General features: G+C 68.0%; 16 protein-coding genes. 4 read left to right on the forward strand and 12 right to left on the reverse strand.

Annotation, left to right across the window (positions count from 1 at the left end; translation table 11 throughout):
- Nucleotides 1–70 precede the first annotated feature (70 nt).
- The gene (locus VMT40_RS28095) at nt 71–1,048 is read left to right on the forward strand and encodes a zinc-binding dehydrogenase (protein WP_326361876.1); all 978 of its coding nucleotides are present in this window, start codon (nt 71–73) and stop codon (nt 1,046–1,048) included.
- Here VMT40_RS28095 and VMT40_RS28100 read toward each other — a convergent pair.
- Nucleotides 1,037–1,939 carry an SDR family NAD(P)-dependent oxidoreductase gene (locus VMT40_RS28100; RefSeq protein ID WP_326361877.1) on the reverse strand — a complete coding sequence of 301 codons (903 nt, stop codon included), beginning with the start codon at nt 1,937–1,939 and terminating at the stop codon, nt 1,037–1,039. The two genes, VMT40_RS28095 and VMT40_RS28100, sit on opposite strands and share 12 nt — an antisense overlap.
- Nucleotides 1,940–1,967: 28 nt before the next feature.
- Nucleotides 1,968–3,428, reverse strand: a complete 1,461-nt coding sequence (locus VMT40_RS28105) for an MFS transporter (RefSeq protein WP_326361879.1) — start codon at nt 3,426–3,428, stop codon at nt 1,968–1,970.
- 112 nt (nt 3,429–3,540) lie between these two features.
- Between VMT40_RS28105 and VMT40_RS28110 the strand changes: the two genes are divergently transcribed.
- Nucleotides 3,541–4,209: a TetR/AcrR family transcriptional regulator gene (locus VMT40_RS28110; protein ID WP_326361881.1), complete on the forward strand. Its 669-nt coding sequence runs from the start codon at nt 3,541–3,543 to the stop codon at nt 4,207–4,209.
- 147 nt (nt 4,210–4,356) lie between these two features.
- Here the strand turns inward: VMT40_RS28110 and VMT40_RS28115 are convergent, their stop codons facing one another.
- Complete coding sequence (locus VMT40_RS28115) at nt 4,357–4,767, reverse strand: YchJ family protein (RefSeq protein WP_326361882.1); 411 nt, start codon at nt 4,765–4,767, stop codon at nt 4,357–4,359.
- Between the two features lie 4 nt (nt 4,768–4,771).
- The gene (locus VMT40_RS28120; protein WP_326361884.1) at nt 4,772–5,179 is read right to left on the reverse strand and encodes a nuclear transport factor 2 family protein; all 408 of its coding nucleotides are present in this window, start codon (nt 5,177–5,179) and stop codon (nt 4,772–4,774) included.
- Nucleotides 5,180–5,268: 89 nt separating this feature from the next.
- Between VMT40_RS28120 and VMT40_RS28125 the strand changes: the two genes are divergently transcribed.
- Nucleotides 5,269–5,817 (forward strand): PadR family transcriptional regulator, encoded by a 549-nt coding sequence (locus VMT40_RS28125; RefSeq protein WP_326361886.1) that lies wholly within the window; start codon nt 5,269–5,271, stop codon nt 5,815–5,817.
- A gap of 21 nt (nt 5,818–5,838) precedes the next feature.
- On the opposite strand, the gene VMT40_RS28130 is transcribed toward VMT40_RS28125, so the two are convergent.
- The 3 genes from VMT40_RS28130 to VMT40_RS28140 form a co-directional block, all read right to left on the reverse strand.
- Nucleotides 5,839–6,108 carry a hypothetical protein gene (locus tag VMT40_RS28130; RefSeq protein WP_326361888.1) on the reverse strand — a complete coding sequence of 90 codons (270 nt, stop codon included), beginning with the start codon at nt 6,106–6,108 and terminating at the stop codon, nt 5,839–5,841.
- A 116-nt stretch (nt 6,109–6,224) separates the two neighbouring features.
- On the reverse strand, nt 6,225–6,896 hold the full coding sequence (locus VMT40_RS28135) for an O-methyltransferase (protein ID WP_326361889.1): 672 nt from the start codon (nt 6,894–6,896) through the stop codon (nt 6,225–6,227).
- An 84-nt stretch (nt 6,897–6,980) separates the two neighbouring features.
- Nucleotides 6,981–8,105 (reverse strand): amidohydrolase family protein, encoded by a 1,125-nt coding sequence (locus VMT40_RS28140; RefSeq protein WP_326361891.1) that lies wholly within the window; start codon nt 8,103–8,105, stop codon nt 6,981–6,983.
- A gap of 118 nt (nt 8,106–8,223) precedes the next feature.
- On the opposite strand from VMT40_RS28140, the gene VMT40_RS28145 reads away from it, so the two are divergent.
- Nucleotides 8,224–8,862, forward strand: coding sequence for a TetR/AcrR family transcriptional regulator (locus VMT40_RS28145; protein WP_326361892.1), 639 nt, complete (start codon nt 8,224–8,226; stop codon nt 8,860–8,862).
- Nucleotides 8,863–8,870: 8 nt separating this feature from the next.
- Here VMT40_RS28145 and VMT40_RS28150 read toward each other — a convergent pair whose 3' ends face one another.
- From VMT40_RS28150 to VMT40_RS28170, 5 genes are read right to left on the reverse strand one after another with little or no spacing between them, the layout of a single operon-like run.
- On the reverse strand, nt 8,871–9,008 hold the full coding sequence (locus VMT40_RS28150) for a hypothetical protein (RefSeq protein ID WP_442790068.1): 138 nt from the start codon (nt 9,006–9,008) through the stop codon (nt 8,871–8,873).
- A complete protein-coding gene (locus VMT40_RS28155; protein WP_326361893.1) occupies nt 9,005–9,820 on the reverse strand; it encodes a 2-keto-4-pentenoate hydratase in 816 nt (271 codons plus the stop codon). The genes VMT40_RS28150 and VMT40_RS28155 overlap by 4 nt, the downstream gene beginning before the upstream one ends.
- Nucleotides 9,820–11,745 carry a bifunctional 3-(3-hydroxy-phenyl)propionate/3-hydroxycinnamic acid hydroxylase MhpA gene (gene mhpA, locus VMT40_RS28160; RefSeq protein WP_326361895.1) on the reverse strand — a complete coding sequence of 642 codons (1,926 nt, stop codon included), beginning with the start codon at nt 11,743–11,745 and terminating at the stop codon, nt 9,820–9,822. The genes VMT40_RS28155 and mhpA overlap by 1 nt, the downstream gene beginning before the upstream one ends.
- The gene (locus VMT40_RS28165) at nt 11,742–12,758 is read right to left on the reverse strand and encodes a VOC family protein (protein ID WP_326361896.1); all 1,017 of its coding nucleotides are present in this window, start codon (nt 12,756–12,758) and stop codon (nt 11,742–11,744) included. The genes mhpA and VMT40_RS28165 overlap by 4 nt, the downstream gene beginning before the upstream one ends.
- A gap of 4 nt (nt 12,759–12,762) precedes the next feature.
- Complete coding sequence (locus tag VMT40_RS28170; RefSeq protein WP_326362769.1) at nt 12,763–13,617, reverse strand: alpha/beta fold hydrolase; 855 nt, start codon at nt 13,615–13,617, stop codon at nt 12,763–12,765.
- Nucleotides 13,618–13,737 lie beyond the last annotated feature (120 nt).

Below are 13,737 nucleotides of genomic sequence, written 5' to 3' on the forward strand. Positions count from 1 at the left end.
GAATTGACCTGAACCAAGCTCGAGGTTGCAGGGTGGAGGCGGTATTGGATGACTAGGTGGAGGAGTTGCTGTGCGTACCATTCGACTTCATGAGTTCGGGGCGGCGGAGAATCTGCGGTACGAGGCGGTGGCGGATCCGGAGCCGGGGGCCGGGCAGGTGCGGATAGCGGTGGAGGCGGCGGGTGTGCATTTGCTGGATACCGCACTGCGGCAAGGGATCGAAGGCGGGCCGATGCCCCTGCCACAGTTGCCGACGATTCCCGGACGCGAGGTGGCGGGAACCGTCGAGCGGGTCGGGCCCGGTGTCGAGGAGAGTTGGGTGGGCCGTCGGGTCGTCGCCCATATCGGGCAGGCCCCGGGCGGGTACGCCGAGCTGACGGTGACCGAAGCCGAACGGCTGCACGAGATTCCGGAGGCGCTGGACGCGGGGGCCGCGGTCGCCATGATCGGGACGGGGCGGACGGCCTTGGGAATTCTCGGGTTCGCCGAGATCGGTCCGGAGACCGTGGCCATTGTGCCGTCGGCGGCGGGTGGCATCGGGACCCTGCTGGTGCAGTATCTCGCCGCGGCCCGGGCCACGGTCATCGGGCTCGCGGGCGGGAAAGCCAAGGCCGACCAGGTTTTCGAGAACGGCGCGGACCTGGCGCTGGACTATCTGGATCCGTCGTGGCCCGATGCCGTCCGGGCGCGATACGGGGACCGTCCCGCCACCCTGCTGTTCGACGGAGTCGGCGGTGAGATCGCCCGGGCCGGTGTGGATCTGCTCGGCAAGGGTGGCGTGCGGCTGGTGTTCGGTTGGTCCGGCGGCCGGGTCGAGTTCGATGAGCGCGAGCTGGCGGAGCGGGGCGTGACCTCGCAGACGGTACTGGGCTCGCCGATGCTCGAGCGCGCGGGCGGTCTGCGCGCCTTGGAGACTCGCGCGCTCGCGGAGGCCGCGGCCGGACGACTACGTCCCGCGGTGCACCGCTTTCCGCTGGCGGACGCCGCGGCGGCGCACCGCGCCCTCGAAGGTCGGGAGACCACCGGCAAGGTGGTGCTAATCCCCTGACCGGCGGCCGAATCCGCGTTCCATGAAGCGTTGCGCGGCACCTCGGCGCAAATCCGTCCAGGCCTGGACCGGACCGGTCCACCAGGGCGAGATCTCGAGGGGCCGCGCGACGACGGCATGGCAGATGAGATTGGCGGCCTCGTCGGCGGTGAGGCCGGGCACGCCGGAGAAGTCGGTGGGCGCGCTCATGCGGGTGTGGACCAACGGCATGTACACCGAGGTGGTGGTGACGCCATCGGCCGCGATTTCCGTTGCCACGGTGCGCAACCAGATGTCGAAGGCCCCCTTGGACGCACCGTAGGCCGACCAGCGCGGCGCGGGCGGCATGCGCAAACCCCAGGTCGAGATGTTGACGATGTGCCCGCGGCCGCGTTCCCGCATGCTCGGCAGCAGAGTCAGCAGCAGGCGCACCGGGCCGAGGTAGTTGACGTCGATGGTCCGGGTGAAATCGTGGAAGCGGTCATAGGATTCGTCCAGCGGCCGCCGAATCGAGTGGCCCGCGTTATTGATCACCACATCGACCCGGCCGTGCTCGGCCAGCAGGGCGCGCCCCAACTCCTCCACGGCATCGAATTCAGTGATGTCCGCGCTGTACACGAACGCCGTGCCGCCCGCCTCTCGGATCTCGGCGGCGACGGCGTCGAGATCCTCCTGCGAGCGCGCGACCAGCAGCACCGTCGCACCCGCCCCGCCCAGCTTCTTGGCGGCCGCCTTGCCGATGCCGTGCGAGGCACCGGTCACCAGCACCACGGTGTCGGAGACCGCCTCGCGCAAGGCTTTCGCGCGCGGGCGGGAGGTGGGATAGAAGATCTTGGTCGCTACGCGTTCCGCCAAGGGACGGCCATTGGACCCAACCTGGTTCGCGGTGTTCGGGGCGTCGTGCTCGGCCACGGTTTCGAGGGTAGCCCGCCCGGCCGGTTCACGATCGAGGCTTGGCGAAGCAGGCCACGACCGCCATTCCGGCGAGCAGCACCGCGCCGGTCGTGGTCGCCACATGCATGCCGGTGACGAAGGATTCGCGCGCCGAATCGATCAGCGCCGCATTGTCTCCCGCGTCATTGAGGGTCTCCCCCAGCGTGGGCGCGAAGTTCCCGCCGGACCGGAACACCAGCGCGGCGAGGGATCCCAGCAGCGCCAGGCCCAGACCATTGCCGAGTTCGAAGCTGGTCTCGGAGATGCCGACCGCCGACCCGGCCCGCTCCGGCGGCACCGAGGACACCGACACCTCGGAGACCAGTGTGAACGCGATGCCGAAGCCGATGCCCGCCACCACGGAACCCGCGATGTACCAGCCGACTCCACCGTCCACCCCGACTCCGAGCAGCAGGAGGTTGCCCAGCGAGGCCATGCTCAACGCCAGCACGAAGGTGGTCTTGGTGCCCAGCGTGCGACCGATGCGCGCACCGCTCATGGAGAACACGAACACCACCACGGCACTCGGAATCCCGAGCAGCGCCGACTGCAGCGCGTCGCGGCCGGTCACCGACTGCAGGTACATGCTGGTCAGATAGCTCATACCGGCCAGCGACAGCATGCCGACCGTGCTGGAACCGATCGCCACCGAGAACAGCCCGCGCTTGAACAGGCTCAGATCCAGCAGCGGTTCGGCCAGGTGCCGCTGGCGGCGGATGAACGCGGTCAGCAGCAGCACGCCGAGGATGCCGATGCCGAGCGAGGGCAGATCGAATCCCTCGGCCGCGCAATGCTTGATGGCGTAGATGATGGGCAGGATGCCGCCGATGGACAGCAGCACGCTCGCCCAATCGAGGGGTCCGCGCCCGGCCGCGCGATGCTCGGGCAGCAGGAGTGGACCGAAGACCAACAGCACCAACAGCACCGGCGTATTGATCAGGAACACCGAACCCCACCAGTAGTGGTGCAGCAGCACGCCGCCGATGATCGGCCCGACCGCCGACCCGCCCGCGAAGAACGCGGTCCACACGCCGATGGCGGTGGCCCGGGCCCGATCATTGGGGAACAGCGTGGAGATCAGCGCCAGGCTCGACGGCAGCAGCGTCGCGCCGCCCATGCCCATGAGCGCCCGCGCCGCGATGAGGACGCCCGCGCTCGGGGCGAAAGCGGCCAGCACCGAGGCGATTCCGAAGACGGTGGCACCGGCGAGCAGAATATTGCGCCGCCCGATCCGGTCACCCAGATTGCCCATGGTGATGAGCAGGCCCGCGATCATGAACCCGTAGATGTCGAGGATCCAGAGCTGTTGCGTCGCAGACGGATCCAGGCTCTGGGTGAGCGTCGGCATGGCCAGGTACAGCACCGACATATCCATCGAGACCAGCAGCACCGGCAGCAGCAGCACGGCCAGACCGGCCCAGGCACGGCGCGGCGTCTTCGCGTCGGGACGCGCGAGGGTACTCGTCATGACCTATCCTTCGGGCTGATCGCGGGCTGGAATCGAGATTCACGCGTACGACGTACGCGCAACAAGGGTACAGTGTACGCATAACCGGTGCGGGAAGGGAAGAATTCGTCCGATGACCGAGGCCAAGCTCACCCGGGCCGCCATTGTGGACACCGCCATCACGCTGGCCGACGAGTCCGGACTCGACGCCCTGTCCATGCGTCGCATCGCCGAGCGCATGAATGCCGGGGCCATGTCGCTCTACCGGCACATCCCCAATAAGGACACCCTGCTGGCGGCCATGACCGACGAGGTCTCGCGCCGCAATCCCTATCCCCCGGCCGAGGGCCAGAACTGGACCTGGCGCGACCGCGTGCGCATTGCCGCCGAGGTGGACTGGCGGCTCTACCAGGAACATCCGTGGGTGTTGTTCACCTTCGCGGTGCCGCGCTACAACTTCGGCGAGCACAGCCTGATCGTGCTGAGCTGGCTGGTCGAGGGCTTCACCGAACTGGGCGTCGACACCCGCGAGGCCACCCGCATGTCGCTGTCGGTCTGGAGCTATATCGCCGGGGTCGCCCTCCAGGAGGTCAGCGCTCGCCTCCTGCCGGGCCGCGACAGCACCGCCGAGGAACGCTCCGGCCTCACCGCCCTCCTCGACGGTGACCCCCACTGGCCCACCCCCTCCGCCCTCGCCCCCCTCGAAGGCTCCGGCGACCTCACCCTCCTCACCCCCGAACACCTCCTCGAATCCGGCCTCGCCGACCTCTGCGACGGCTTCGAGTCCCGCGCCGCCCGCTGATTCACCCCGCTTCCGCGGGTGACACCAGGCCGCCACATACACCCCGACTTGACATCTCGCGCACAATTGCACGCTCTGCAACTGCGCTCGATGTGCATCGTCGCGCGAGATGTTTCGCCGGGGTGGACGATTCGCCGTCGCAGCCGTTCAGTTGCGGATGTCGCCGTCGAGGTAGACCCACGCGCCCTGGTCGCGGCGGAAGCGGCTGTTCTCGTGCAGCTCGCCCGCCGCGCCGTGGACTCGGTAGTGGGCCCGGAATTCCACCGTGCCCTCGGTGTGGAATGGTCCGCCGCCGGTCGCGCCGAGGATTTCGAGCCGGTCCCAGCGCAGGGCCGGGTCGAAATCCACGTCGGCGGGCCGGGTTCGGGGGTCCCAGCTGCGCAGGAGGTAGTCCTCGTCGCGCACCGCGAAGGCGCTGAAGCGCGATCGCATGAGTTGTTCGGCCGTGGTCGCCTGCGCCTCGCCCCGATGCAGCCGCCCGCAGCATTCCGCGTAGGTCGCGGGCAGACCGCACGGGCAATCCTGTGGAATCGGCTGGGCTCGGCGGCGCTTCGACATGCCGCTAAGCGTAGAAGCTGCGCCCGCCGAGTCCTCCGGACACCGACCACACCTCGACGATCCGGCCGTTCTCGGCGCGCAGGATATCGGTCCCGCTCAGCTCGACCACCTTCTCACCGGGCCGGGTGATCGTCACACCGTAGGGCTGAGCCACCAGCCCGGTGCCGGTCTCGTCCATCTCGACGACCGGCACGCCCTGCGGGGCGAACACCAGCCCGGGAATCTGCTTGTGGAACACCTCGATCTGCTCGGCGAAGGCGACCGGATCGTGAATGTCGTCGTAGACGCTGACACCCGGCTGGGCGTAGCGCAGCGTGAACTCCGGGGCCATGACGTCCTCGACCGGAAGTTCCCGGTTCCAGATGGCAGCCCAGCGTTCGTACAGCTCGATGCCGAAGTCCCGCATCGTCACTCCTATAGTCTCATTGATACTGTTGCCCGGGCAACGGTATAGTCTCATTGATACCGTGTCAACCTGATGCGAGCGAAAGGGAGTGCGGCATGGCCGAACTCGGCCCCCAGGACCACATTGTGCTCGGGCTCATTGCCCGGCACGGACCGCTGACCCCCTACGACCTCAAGGTCCGCCTGGAGGAGAGCGTCGAGAAGTTCTGGCCCATCCCGCACGCACAGCTCTATCGCGTGCCGCCGCGCCTGGCCGAGCAGGGGCTGCTGCGCGAGGAGGCCGAGGCGGGCGGACGCCGCCGCCGGGTCTTCCACCTCACCGAGGCGGGCCGCGCCGAACTCACCCGCTGGCTCGGCGACCCGACCTCACCCCAGCCGGAAACCCGCGACCCCGCACAGCTGAAGCTGTTCTTCGCCGATCTCGGCGATCCGGGTGATGTGGTGGCGCTGGCCCGCAATCAGGCCGCTGAGCACCGCCGCTGGCTGGAGCTCTATCGCGAGCTCTACGCCCAGATCGACCCGAACGACAGCGAGCGCGCGGTCTCCCGCGGCCGGGTGCTGCGCCTGGGCATCATGCACGAACAGGCGTACGTGGACTACTGGGAGGAATTGGCGGCGAATCCGGAGCAATCGCCTGGAGCCTGAAATCGATTGCCCGACAGGACGCTACGAGGCGCGCTCGACCGGCAGGGCCGGAACGATCGAGGCCGAGGTCGACACATGGGCCCGCTGGTCCTTATCGGAGTCGACGCCGCGCGGATGCTCGCCGCGATAGATGACGACCGCGAGCACGCCGACCACCATCACCAGCACCGCGACCGGAGCGACCACGAGGACGCCCCGGCGAACCCGCTCGACAACACCCGGTTTCCCATCAGGTTCCCGGGGTGCCATGAAAGCGGGCGGCGGGAAGGTCGGGCCGTACGGTTCGCTCATTGGTACGACCGTATTGACCGAATCACCCAAATGCGAGGCAATCGTTCAGCAAATACCGCGGATCGGGTGGGCCGGACAAGATATGCCCAGCTCACCCCGCGTGAGTGACGTCCGACTCAGTCGTCGTCGCCCACGACCACCGCGTAGGCGAATCCGTCCCAGCCCTTGCCGCCCACGGTCTGCAGGACGGTCCCGTCCAATCGTGGCTCGGCACCGATCAATTCGATGACCTCCCGGCTGGCCCGCACCGCCGCGTCAGGCGAATCCGGGTCCGCGATACCGCCTTTGCGCACCACATTGTCGACGATGATCACCGACCCGGGCCGCGTCAGCCGCAGCGCCCACGTCACATAGTTGGCGTTGTTGACCTTGTCGGCGTCGATGAACACCAGATCGAACGGCTCGGGCTGCTCCTCGGCGAGCACCGGCAGCGAATCCAGCGCCGCACCCACCCGGATCTCCACCCGCTCCCCCACACCGGCGCGATCGAGATTCTCCCGCGCCACCTGTGCGTGCTTCGGCTCGAATTCGAGCGTCACCACCTGACCGGACTTCCCCACCGCCCGAGCCAGCCACGCCGTGCTGTACCCGCCCAGCGTGCCGATCTCGAGCACCCGCCGCGCCCGCGCGGACTTGGCGATCAAATACAAGAACTTCCCCTGCGGCGGCGACACATCGATGGCGGGCAGCCCCGCCGCCGCATTGGCTTCCAGAGTGGCCGAATCCCCGTGCCCCACGAGGGTTTCGACCAGATAGCGATCAACTTCGGCCCAATCGGCAGTCGTCATACGCCCGAGTCTGCCACCGGTTTGCGCGCATACCCACCCTTGCGCTCAGGCCGAGAGATTTCACACTCGGGCGTCATCTCACAGTCAGGCGTCGAGGGCCACGGCCAGCCTGGGCAACTGGCGCAGCGGGTTGACATGCTCGATCTCCATACGCTGATCGGCGTCGAAGATATCGCTGAGTCCGGGTGCGGGATCGTGGGAACCGGTCTGCGGCAACGTGAGTGCGCTGAAGGGCCAGTCCGAGCCGAACACGATGTGGTCGCGCGAGGTCACCTGCAGCACGGCGGCCATGGCGGCGGCCGATCCGCTCAGCGCGGTGTCGTAGTAGAACCGCGAGATCTGTTTCTTGGTGTCGAGGATCGAGGGCCGGGGCAGATCATCGGGCCACAGCTGGCCGAGCACCGATTGCGAGGCCACGCTCAACCGGTGCGACAGGAACGGGACGGTGCCGCCCGCGTGGGCGAGTTGGAAGCGAATGTTGGGATAGCGCTGGGTCATTCCGGTGACCATCATCATGGTGGCCGCCCGCGTGGTGTCGAAGGTGAACTCCTCCAGGAAGTCCGGCAGCGGAAGTCCGGGCTTGGCGGTGTCGGGTATGGCCGCCGGGTGGACGAAGACGTAGGCGTTGCGCTGGTTCAGCGCGACCATGAGCGGCTCGAAGCGCGGGTCGCCCAGATACACCCCGTTGTAGGCGGACAACAGGATCACCCCATCCAGGCGCAGGTTGTCCAGCGCATAAATCGCCTCCTCGATCGAGGCCGGGATGTCGGGCATGGGCAGCACCGCGAACGCGCCGAACCGCTTGGGATTCGACGCGAACAGTCCCGCGGCATAGCTGTTGCAGTAGCGAGCCATATCGGCCGCTTCCTTGCCGCTGAGGAAGGACACACCGGGATCCGACACCGAGAGCGCTTGCGCTTGAATCCCGTAGTAGTCCATGAACGCAATGGCCTGTTCGGGCGACCAGTCCGGCGTCGGGTACCCGCCGATGGTGAGATGCCCGTGTTCGAGCAGCGCGGCCCGATAATCCGGCGGCAGGAAGTGCGCGTGCAGGTCGATGCGATAGGTGCCGGTCGGCGCGGGCTGCTGGGCGCGCGCCCGCGTGGCCCCGCCGACTGGTAGCGCCGCCGCGGCCACGCCGAGCAGGCCGCCACCCAGGGCGCTGCGACGGTTGAGGGTGAACCGGGATCCCCGCCGAGAGCTTGTCACGGAGTTGACCTTTCGCTGACATGACCGAGGCACGCGTGGTCGATCATGATCGTTATCGCCTCTGATACTTTCCTCAGATACGATTCTGTTGGCAGTTTCGACCGGAACGAGGGAGCCGATGGCCGCAACACCCGAGGTGCGCACCCGCACCGATCGGCGTCGCGAACGCACCCGCAATGCCCTGCTGGGCGCGGCGCGGAAGTTCCTGTCGGAGGGGCGTTCCGCGGTGAGTATTCAGGAGATCACCGAGGCCGCCGATGTCGGCTTCGGGTCGTTCTACAACCACTTCGCGTCCAAGGACGAGCTTTTCGACGAGGCCGTCCGCTCGGTGCTGCTGGTCTACAGCGAGATGCGCGACGCGATCGTGGCCCGCTACGACGACCCGGCCGAGGTGTTCGCCGTCAGCTTCCGCATGACCGGTCGCCTGCAGCGGCAGCTGCCCGAAGGCGTTCGGGTGATCCTGAATTCGGGCTTGTCCGTGCTGCTGCGCGAGGAGGGACTGGCCCCGCGCGCCCGCCACGACATCATTGCCGCCCAGAAGGCGGGCCGCTTCGAGCCCATGGATCCGGACATGGCCGTCATGGCCGCGGGCGGCGCGCTGCTGGGCCTGCTCCAACTCCTCGATGCGCGCCCCGACGCCAATGCGGGCGCACTCACCGACGAAATGACCTTCCACGTCCTGCGCATGTTCGGCATGACCAAGCGCGCCGCCGAAAAACTGACCAGCGCCGAATTGCCCCCACAGCCGCAAATCTGACCCCGCCCTCATCGCTGACCTCCCATCAGACCGCGCCGCCCCGCCTCCACGCGCAGGGCCCTCACGTCCACCCCATAAGTGGCGGAGGCCTTTTCGGCGTGACACACGAGGCTCGAGCACGCACCCGCCACCTTCACGCGGGTCATTGCTCCTCCAGCGCGAAGTCGACGGAGCCGAGAAGCTCGGTGCCATGGAACAATTCGGAGCGGACCCGGGCACCAGTTCGCACCGGTACCATGGGTCCGAGCGCACCGGAGAGCACGATCTCGCCCGCGCGCAGCGGATCGCCGAGGTCGCGTGCGGTGCGGGCCAGCCAGGCCAGCGCGTGCAAGGGATCCCCCAGGCATGCCGAACCCGTTCCGGTGGAGACGATCTCGCCGTCGACGGCCATGCTCATGGCGATATCGCGCGGCTCGAACTCGTCGAGCGAGAGCCGCTCCGCACCCAGTGCGAACCATCCGCTCGAGGCATTGTCGGCCACCGTATCGGCGAAACTGATGTCCCACCGCGCGATCCGGCTGTCCACGATCTCGAGTGCCGCGACGGCGTAGTCGACCGCGCCACGCACGGTGATCGCATCGAGCTGCTCGCCGTCGAGATCGGCGCCGAGGACGAACGCCAACTCCGCTTCGATCTTCGGCTGTAGCAGCGGGGGACGTTGCGCCGCAGGGTAGTCCGCGACATTCATATCGTCGAACAACACCCCGAAATCCGGCCGATCCACCCCGAGCTGCCGCTGCACCGCCGCCGAGGTGAGCCCGATCTTGCGGCCCACGACCCGCGCACCGGCCGCCATCCGCTCCCGAACCCCGATCCGCTGCACCGCGTACGCGGCCGTGACATCGTCAGGTCCGATGAGATCCCGCACCGGAGCGACCGGCTCTGCGCTGCTGATCGCCCGGGCCAGCCGCTCGGCCGCAGCCCGGATCTGCGGTGAATCCACTGCGACCGTGGTCATCACACCTCCTCCTTGATAGCCGATTCCGCGCCGGGCATTTCTAGCGATGCCGAATTGCACTGCGCGCCAGAACCATCCACCGCATCCGATTCGCCCGGGTCCGCATCCGCTGATCTCCCGGCTGTCGATGCGGACAGCGCCATACCGAAGTCCCCGGCCACCGGCACTCCCACCTCCGGGTGCGCCCGCGCCGAACTCGAACCTCCCAAGTGCCCGGCATCCTGTGCCATCACCGGTGGCCCTGGCTCGCCACCGGTTTCGAACAGTTGGGTCCGCAAGGCCGCGACCAGTTCCCTCGCCCTGCCACGCGCGACCGCGCCGAAGACGAACCGGTCGGGACGCAGCAGGATCACGCCGCCCTGCCGTACGCCGCCCTTGGCGAGCCAGGCAGTGAGCGCGCCCGTGTGGTCCTCGATATCGATGGTGTCGGGGACGGTCGCTCGAATCCCGGGGCGGCCCTGTGGCCTGCCCCCGGCGGGATACAGGGTGATGAAGCGAGTGCCCACCGCGTGCAGGGTCGCCATATCCGCGTCGCTGAGTCCGTCCCGTGGATCGACTCCGTAGCCGAGCAGCGAAAAGCCCAGGCCCAGTGCGTCATCGAAGCGGAGTTCCCGGCCGTCGAAGCTGCGCACCCACGGCTGCCGCGCGAGCGTGCCCTCGATGCCGCGCCATCCCCGCCGCGGCAGTCCCAGGTATGCGCCGCGCCGAAAGCGCGGGGCGGGTTTGAATTTCGCGGCCCTGATCCAGCCACCGAGTCCGGGGAGCCGGGTGGCCGCGGTGAGGGCGAGGTCTCGGGCCCCGGCGGCCAGTGGGTGGCGCAGCGACACGACGTTCTTGTTCAGGACCGACAGGTCGATCATGGCCTTGGCGTGTGGTCGCCGTTCGGATTCGTAGGTGTCCAGAATCCTGTGGTCCGCACCGTGTTTCAGGATCGCGGTGAGTTTCCAGGACAGATTGTCGGCATCGCGCACCCCCGAATTCATGCCCTGGCCGATGAACTGCGGAGTCATGTGGGCGGCGTCGCCCGCGATCAGCACTCGCCCCTCGCGCCAGCGGTCGGCGACCACGGCGTTGAAGGTGTAGACCAGCTTGCGCAGTACCTCGACCTGATCGGGGTCCACGAATCGGGCGATGTGGCGGCGCACGGTGTCGGGGTCCTCCATCTCGTCCTTGGTCTGGTCCGCGGTGAGCATGAACTCGAACCGGTGATGGCCGCCCGGCTGCGGGCAGGACACGATGGGCAGCTGCGGATCGCAGACGAAGTCGAAGTAGGGCAGGTGCCCGAAGGCGTCCACGCCGTCGCGAGCCTTCAGGTCCACCACCAGCCAGCGTTCGGGAAAGCTGGTGCCGCGCATGTCGATTCCAAGTTTCGCGCGCACCACACTGCGGCCCCCGTCGCAGCCGACAAGGAACCGTGCGCGCACGCGCTGCGCGGTCCGCCGATCGGTGTCGGGCGGTGTCTTGCCGTATTCGGTGCCGCGGCACCGGGCGTGTTCGACCCACACCCCGTCGGCGTCCTGCCCGAAGTCCAGGACTTCGCGCCCACGCCGCACGATGACGTGCGGGTAGCGTCCCAGCGCCCGTTCGAGGGTGTTCTCCAGATACGGCTGGTACAGGAAGTTCGCGATCGGCCAGCCCAGGGGGCGGTCGGTCCGGTGGAACTGGGCCAGCACCCGGCCGTCGCCGCGCACCCACTGCACGGTCGAGTCGATGTTCATGTCGGCGGCCAGTTCGTCTGCCGCACCGGCGGTTTGGAAGACGCGCATGCCCTCGTCATCGGTGTAGACCGCGCGGGCCATGCCGTAGAACTCGGGCTCGCGCTCGAGGACCAGGACGCTGATTCCGCGTCGTCCGAGCAGATTGGCCAGGGTGAGGCCGGTCGGTCCGAGGCCCACGACGACAACGTCGTGGTCGGTCTGCGTCATAGCGGTACTCCGGTGAGCTGTGGAACGGTGATCTCGGGCGTGCCCGCGTTGCGCAGGGCCCGACGGAATTGCGCGAACTTGCCGAGCACGGTCTCCCCCACCGGCGTGTGTCCCCAGACGCTGATGCCCCGATAGGTCGTGGGCTCCCAGGTGGATTCGAGTTCCGGCCCGATCACCAGCGGATTCCAGCCCACCTCGAGTTCGAATCCCGACGGGGTCACGCAGTAGAACGACAGCTCCCGATCATTGGTGTGCTGGCCGACCGACCACTGCATCCGGAAGCCCGATTCGGTGACCCGCCCGAACGCGGCCAGCATGTCCTCGAGCGTCGCGGACTGAATATTGATGTGCTGCACGCTGGTCCGCAGCGGATCGATCTTGATGCCGCGAATATTGGCGATCGCGATCGAGTGGTGCCGCTCGTTGACCCGCAGGAATCGGATCTTCATCCGCAATCCGGAGATGTTCTCGTCGATGTAGTCGGTGAGCCGCGAGTCGAAGACGGTCCGGTAGTACCCGCGCATCGCCTCCGGTTCCCGCGACACCATGGCCACATGCCCGAGCCCGGCCTCGCCGGTCACCCAGCCGGAGCTGAGCATGCGCAGCGGTTCCGGGGTGGTGACCGGCACCGTGAAGATCTCCTGCGCAATGCCTTTCGGCCCGGCGAACCGCCACAGTCGCTCCACACCACGGCGGGCGGCCTGCTCGGCCGTGCCCTCGGCGATCGGGACGCCCCGATCGGCCACCCGCGCGATGATCCGGTCGAAGGTCTCGTGATCGTCGATCTGCCAGCCGAGCGCGGTCACGTCCTCGGCGGGCCCGCGCTCGATCAGGAATCGGCACTCCCGGTCGTCGAGCCGGAAACGCAATGCGCCACCGTCGATCTCGTCGACATGCAGGCCGATCGCGTCGGCGCCGAAGCGCCGCCAGTCCGCGATCCGATTCGACCGCACCGCAATGTAGCCCAGATGCACCGCGCCGAATACGGAGGCGGATCCAGCGAACTCGTTCATGGCGTCAACCCGCGAGGAAGGCCGTGGCGAGCGCGTTGAACAACTCGGCCCGCTCCCACTGCACCCAGTGCCCGGTGTTCGCGGCCAGATACAGGTCGCAGTTCGGCATGGTCTCCGCGAGCGTCCGGCCCCCGGCAGGACGATTCACCTTGTCCTGCGCACCCCAGATCACCAATGTCGGATGAATCAGCGTGCGCAGCCGCGCATCTCGGGTGAAATCCATGCGCCACAATGTCCGCAGCGCCAGCGGCCCGGAGGGGCGGCGCAGCGGCGGGTTGGCGACCACCTCGGGGTCGATGCTGGCCCGGTAACGCTGTTCGATGAGCTCCTCGGGCACCTGAGTGCCATCGGCGACCAGATAGTCCAGAATGAACCGCCGCAGCTTGTCCCGGCTCGGCCCCTCACCCCGGTAGTAGTCCAGCAGCGCGTTCAGCCCCGGCGTGGGCAGGGAGCGCGTGGTGCCGATCCCACCCGGTCCCATGAGCACCATGCGCCCGACCTTCCCGGGCCGGTCCAGGGCCAGCCGCAGCGCCGCCGCTCCCCCGTACGAATTGCCGACCAGGTGCGCGGAGTCGATGCCGAGCTCATCGAGCAGCCCGCCGACCATCCGCGCGAGGTGGCCGAAGGGATCGGATCGATCGATCCACTTCTCCGACCGCCCGTACCCGGGGAGGTCCGGCACGATCACCCGAAACCGCCGCGCCAGCGACTCGAGATTGCGCGAGTAGTTGGCCACACCGCTGGCCCCCGGCCCACCGCCGTGCAGCAGCATCACCACCGGACCGGATCCGGCTTCGCCGAAGTAGATCTCGCGCCCGCCGACCCGAACCGTCCGTCCGGTCACGACGCCGCCGTCGATGCTCGTCACAGCCACCTCCATGCCTATTGTTGAGGAAATCATCAGTTACGACCGTTTCCTCTGTCAAGGCAAAAATGATGAAAGAATCAGAATTGACCGAATCGGTGGAAGAGTTCCGGG

The sequence above is a fragment of the Nocardia sp. CDC160 genome, assembly GCF_035818795.1.
Lineage (GTDB): Bacteria > Actinomycetota > Actinomycetes > Mycobacteriales > Mycobacteriaceae > Nocardia.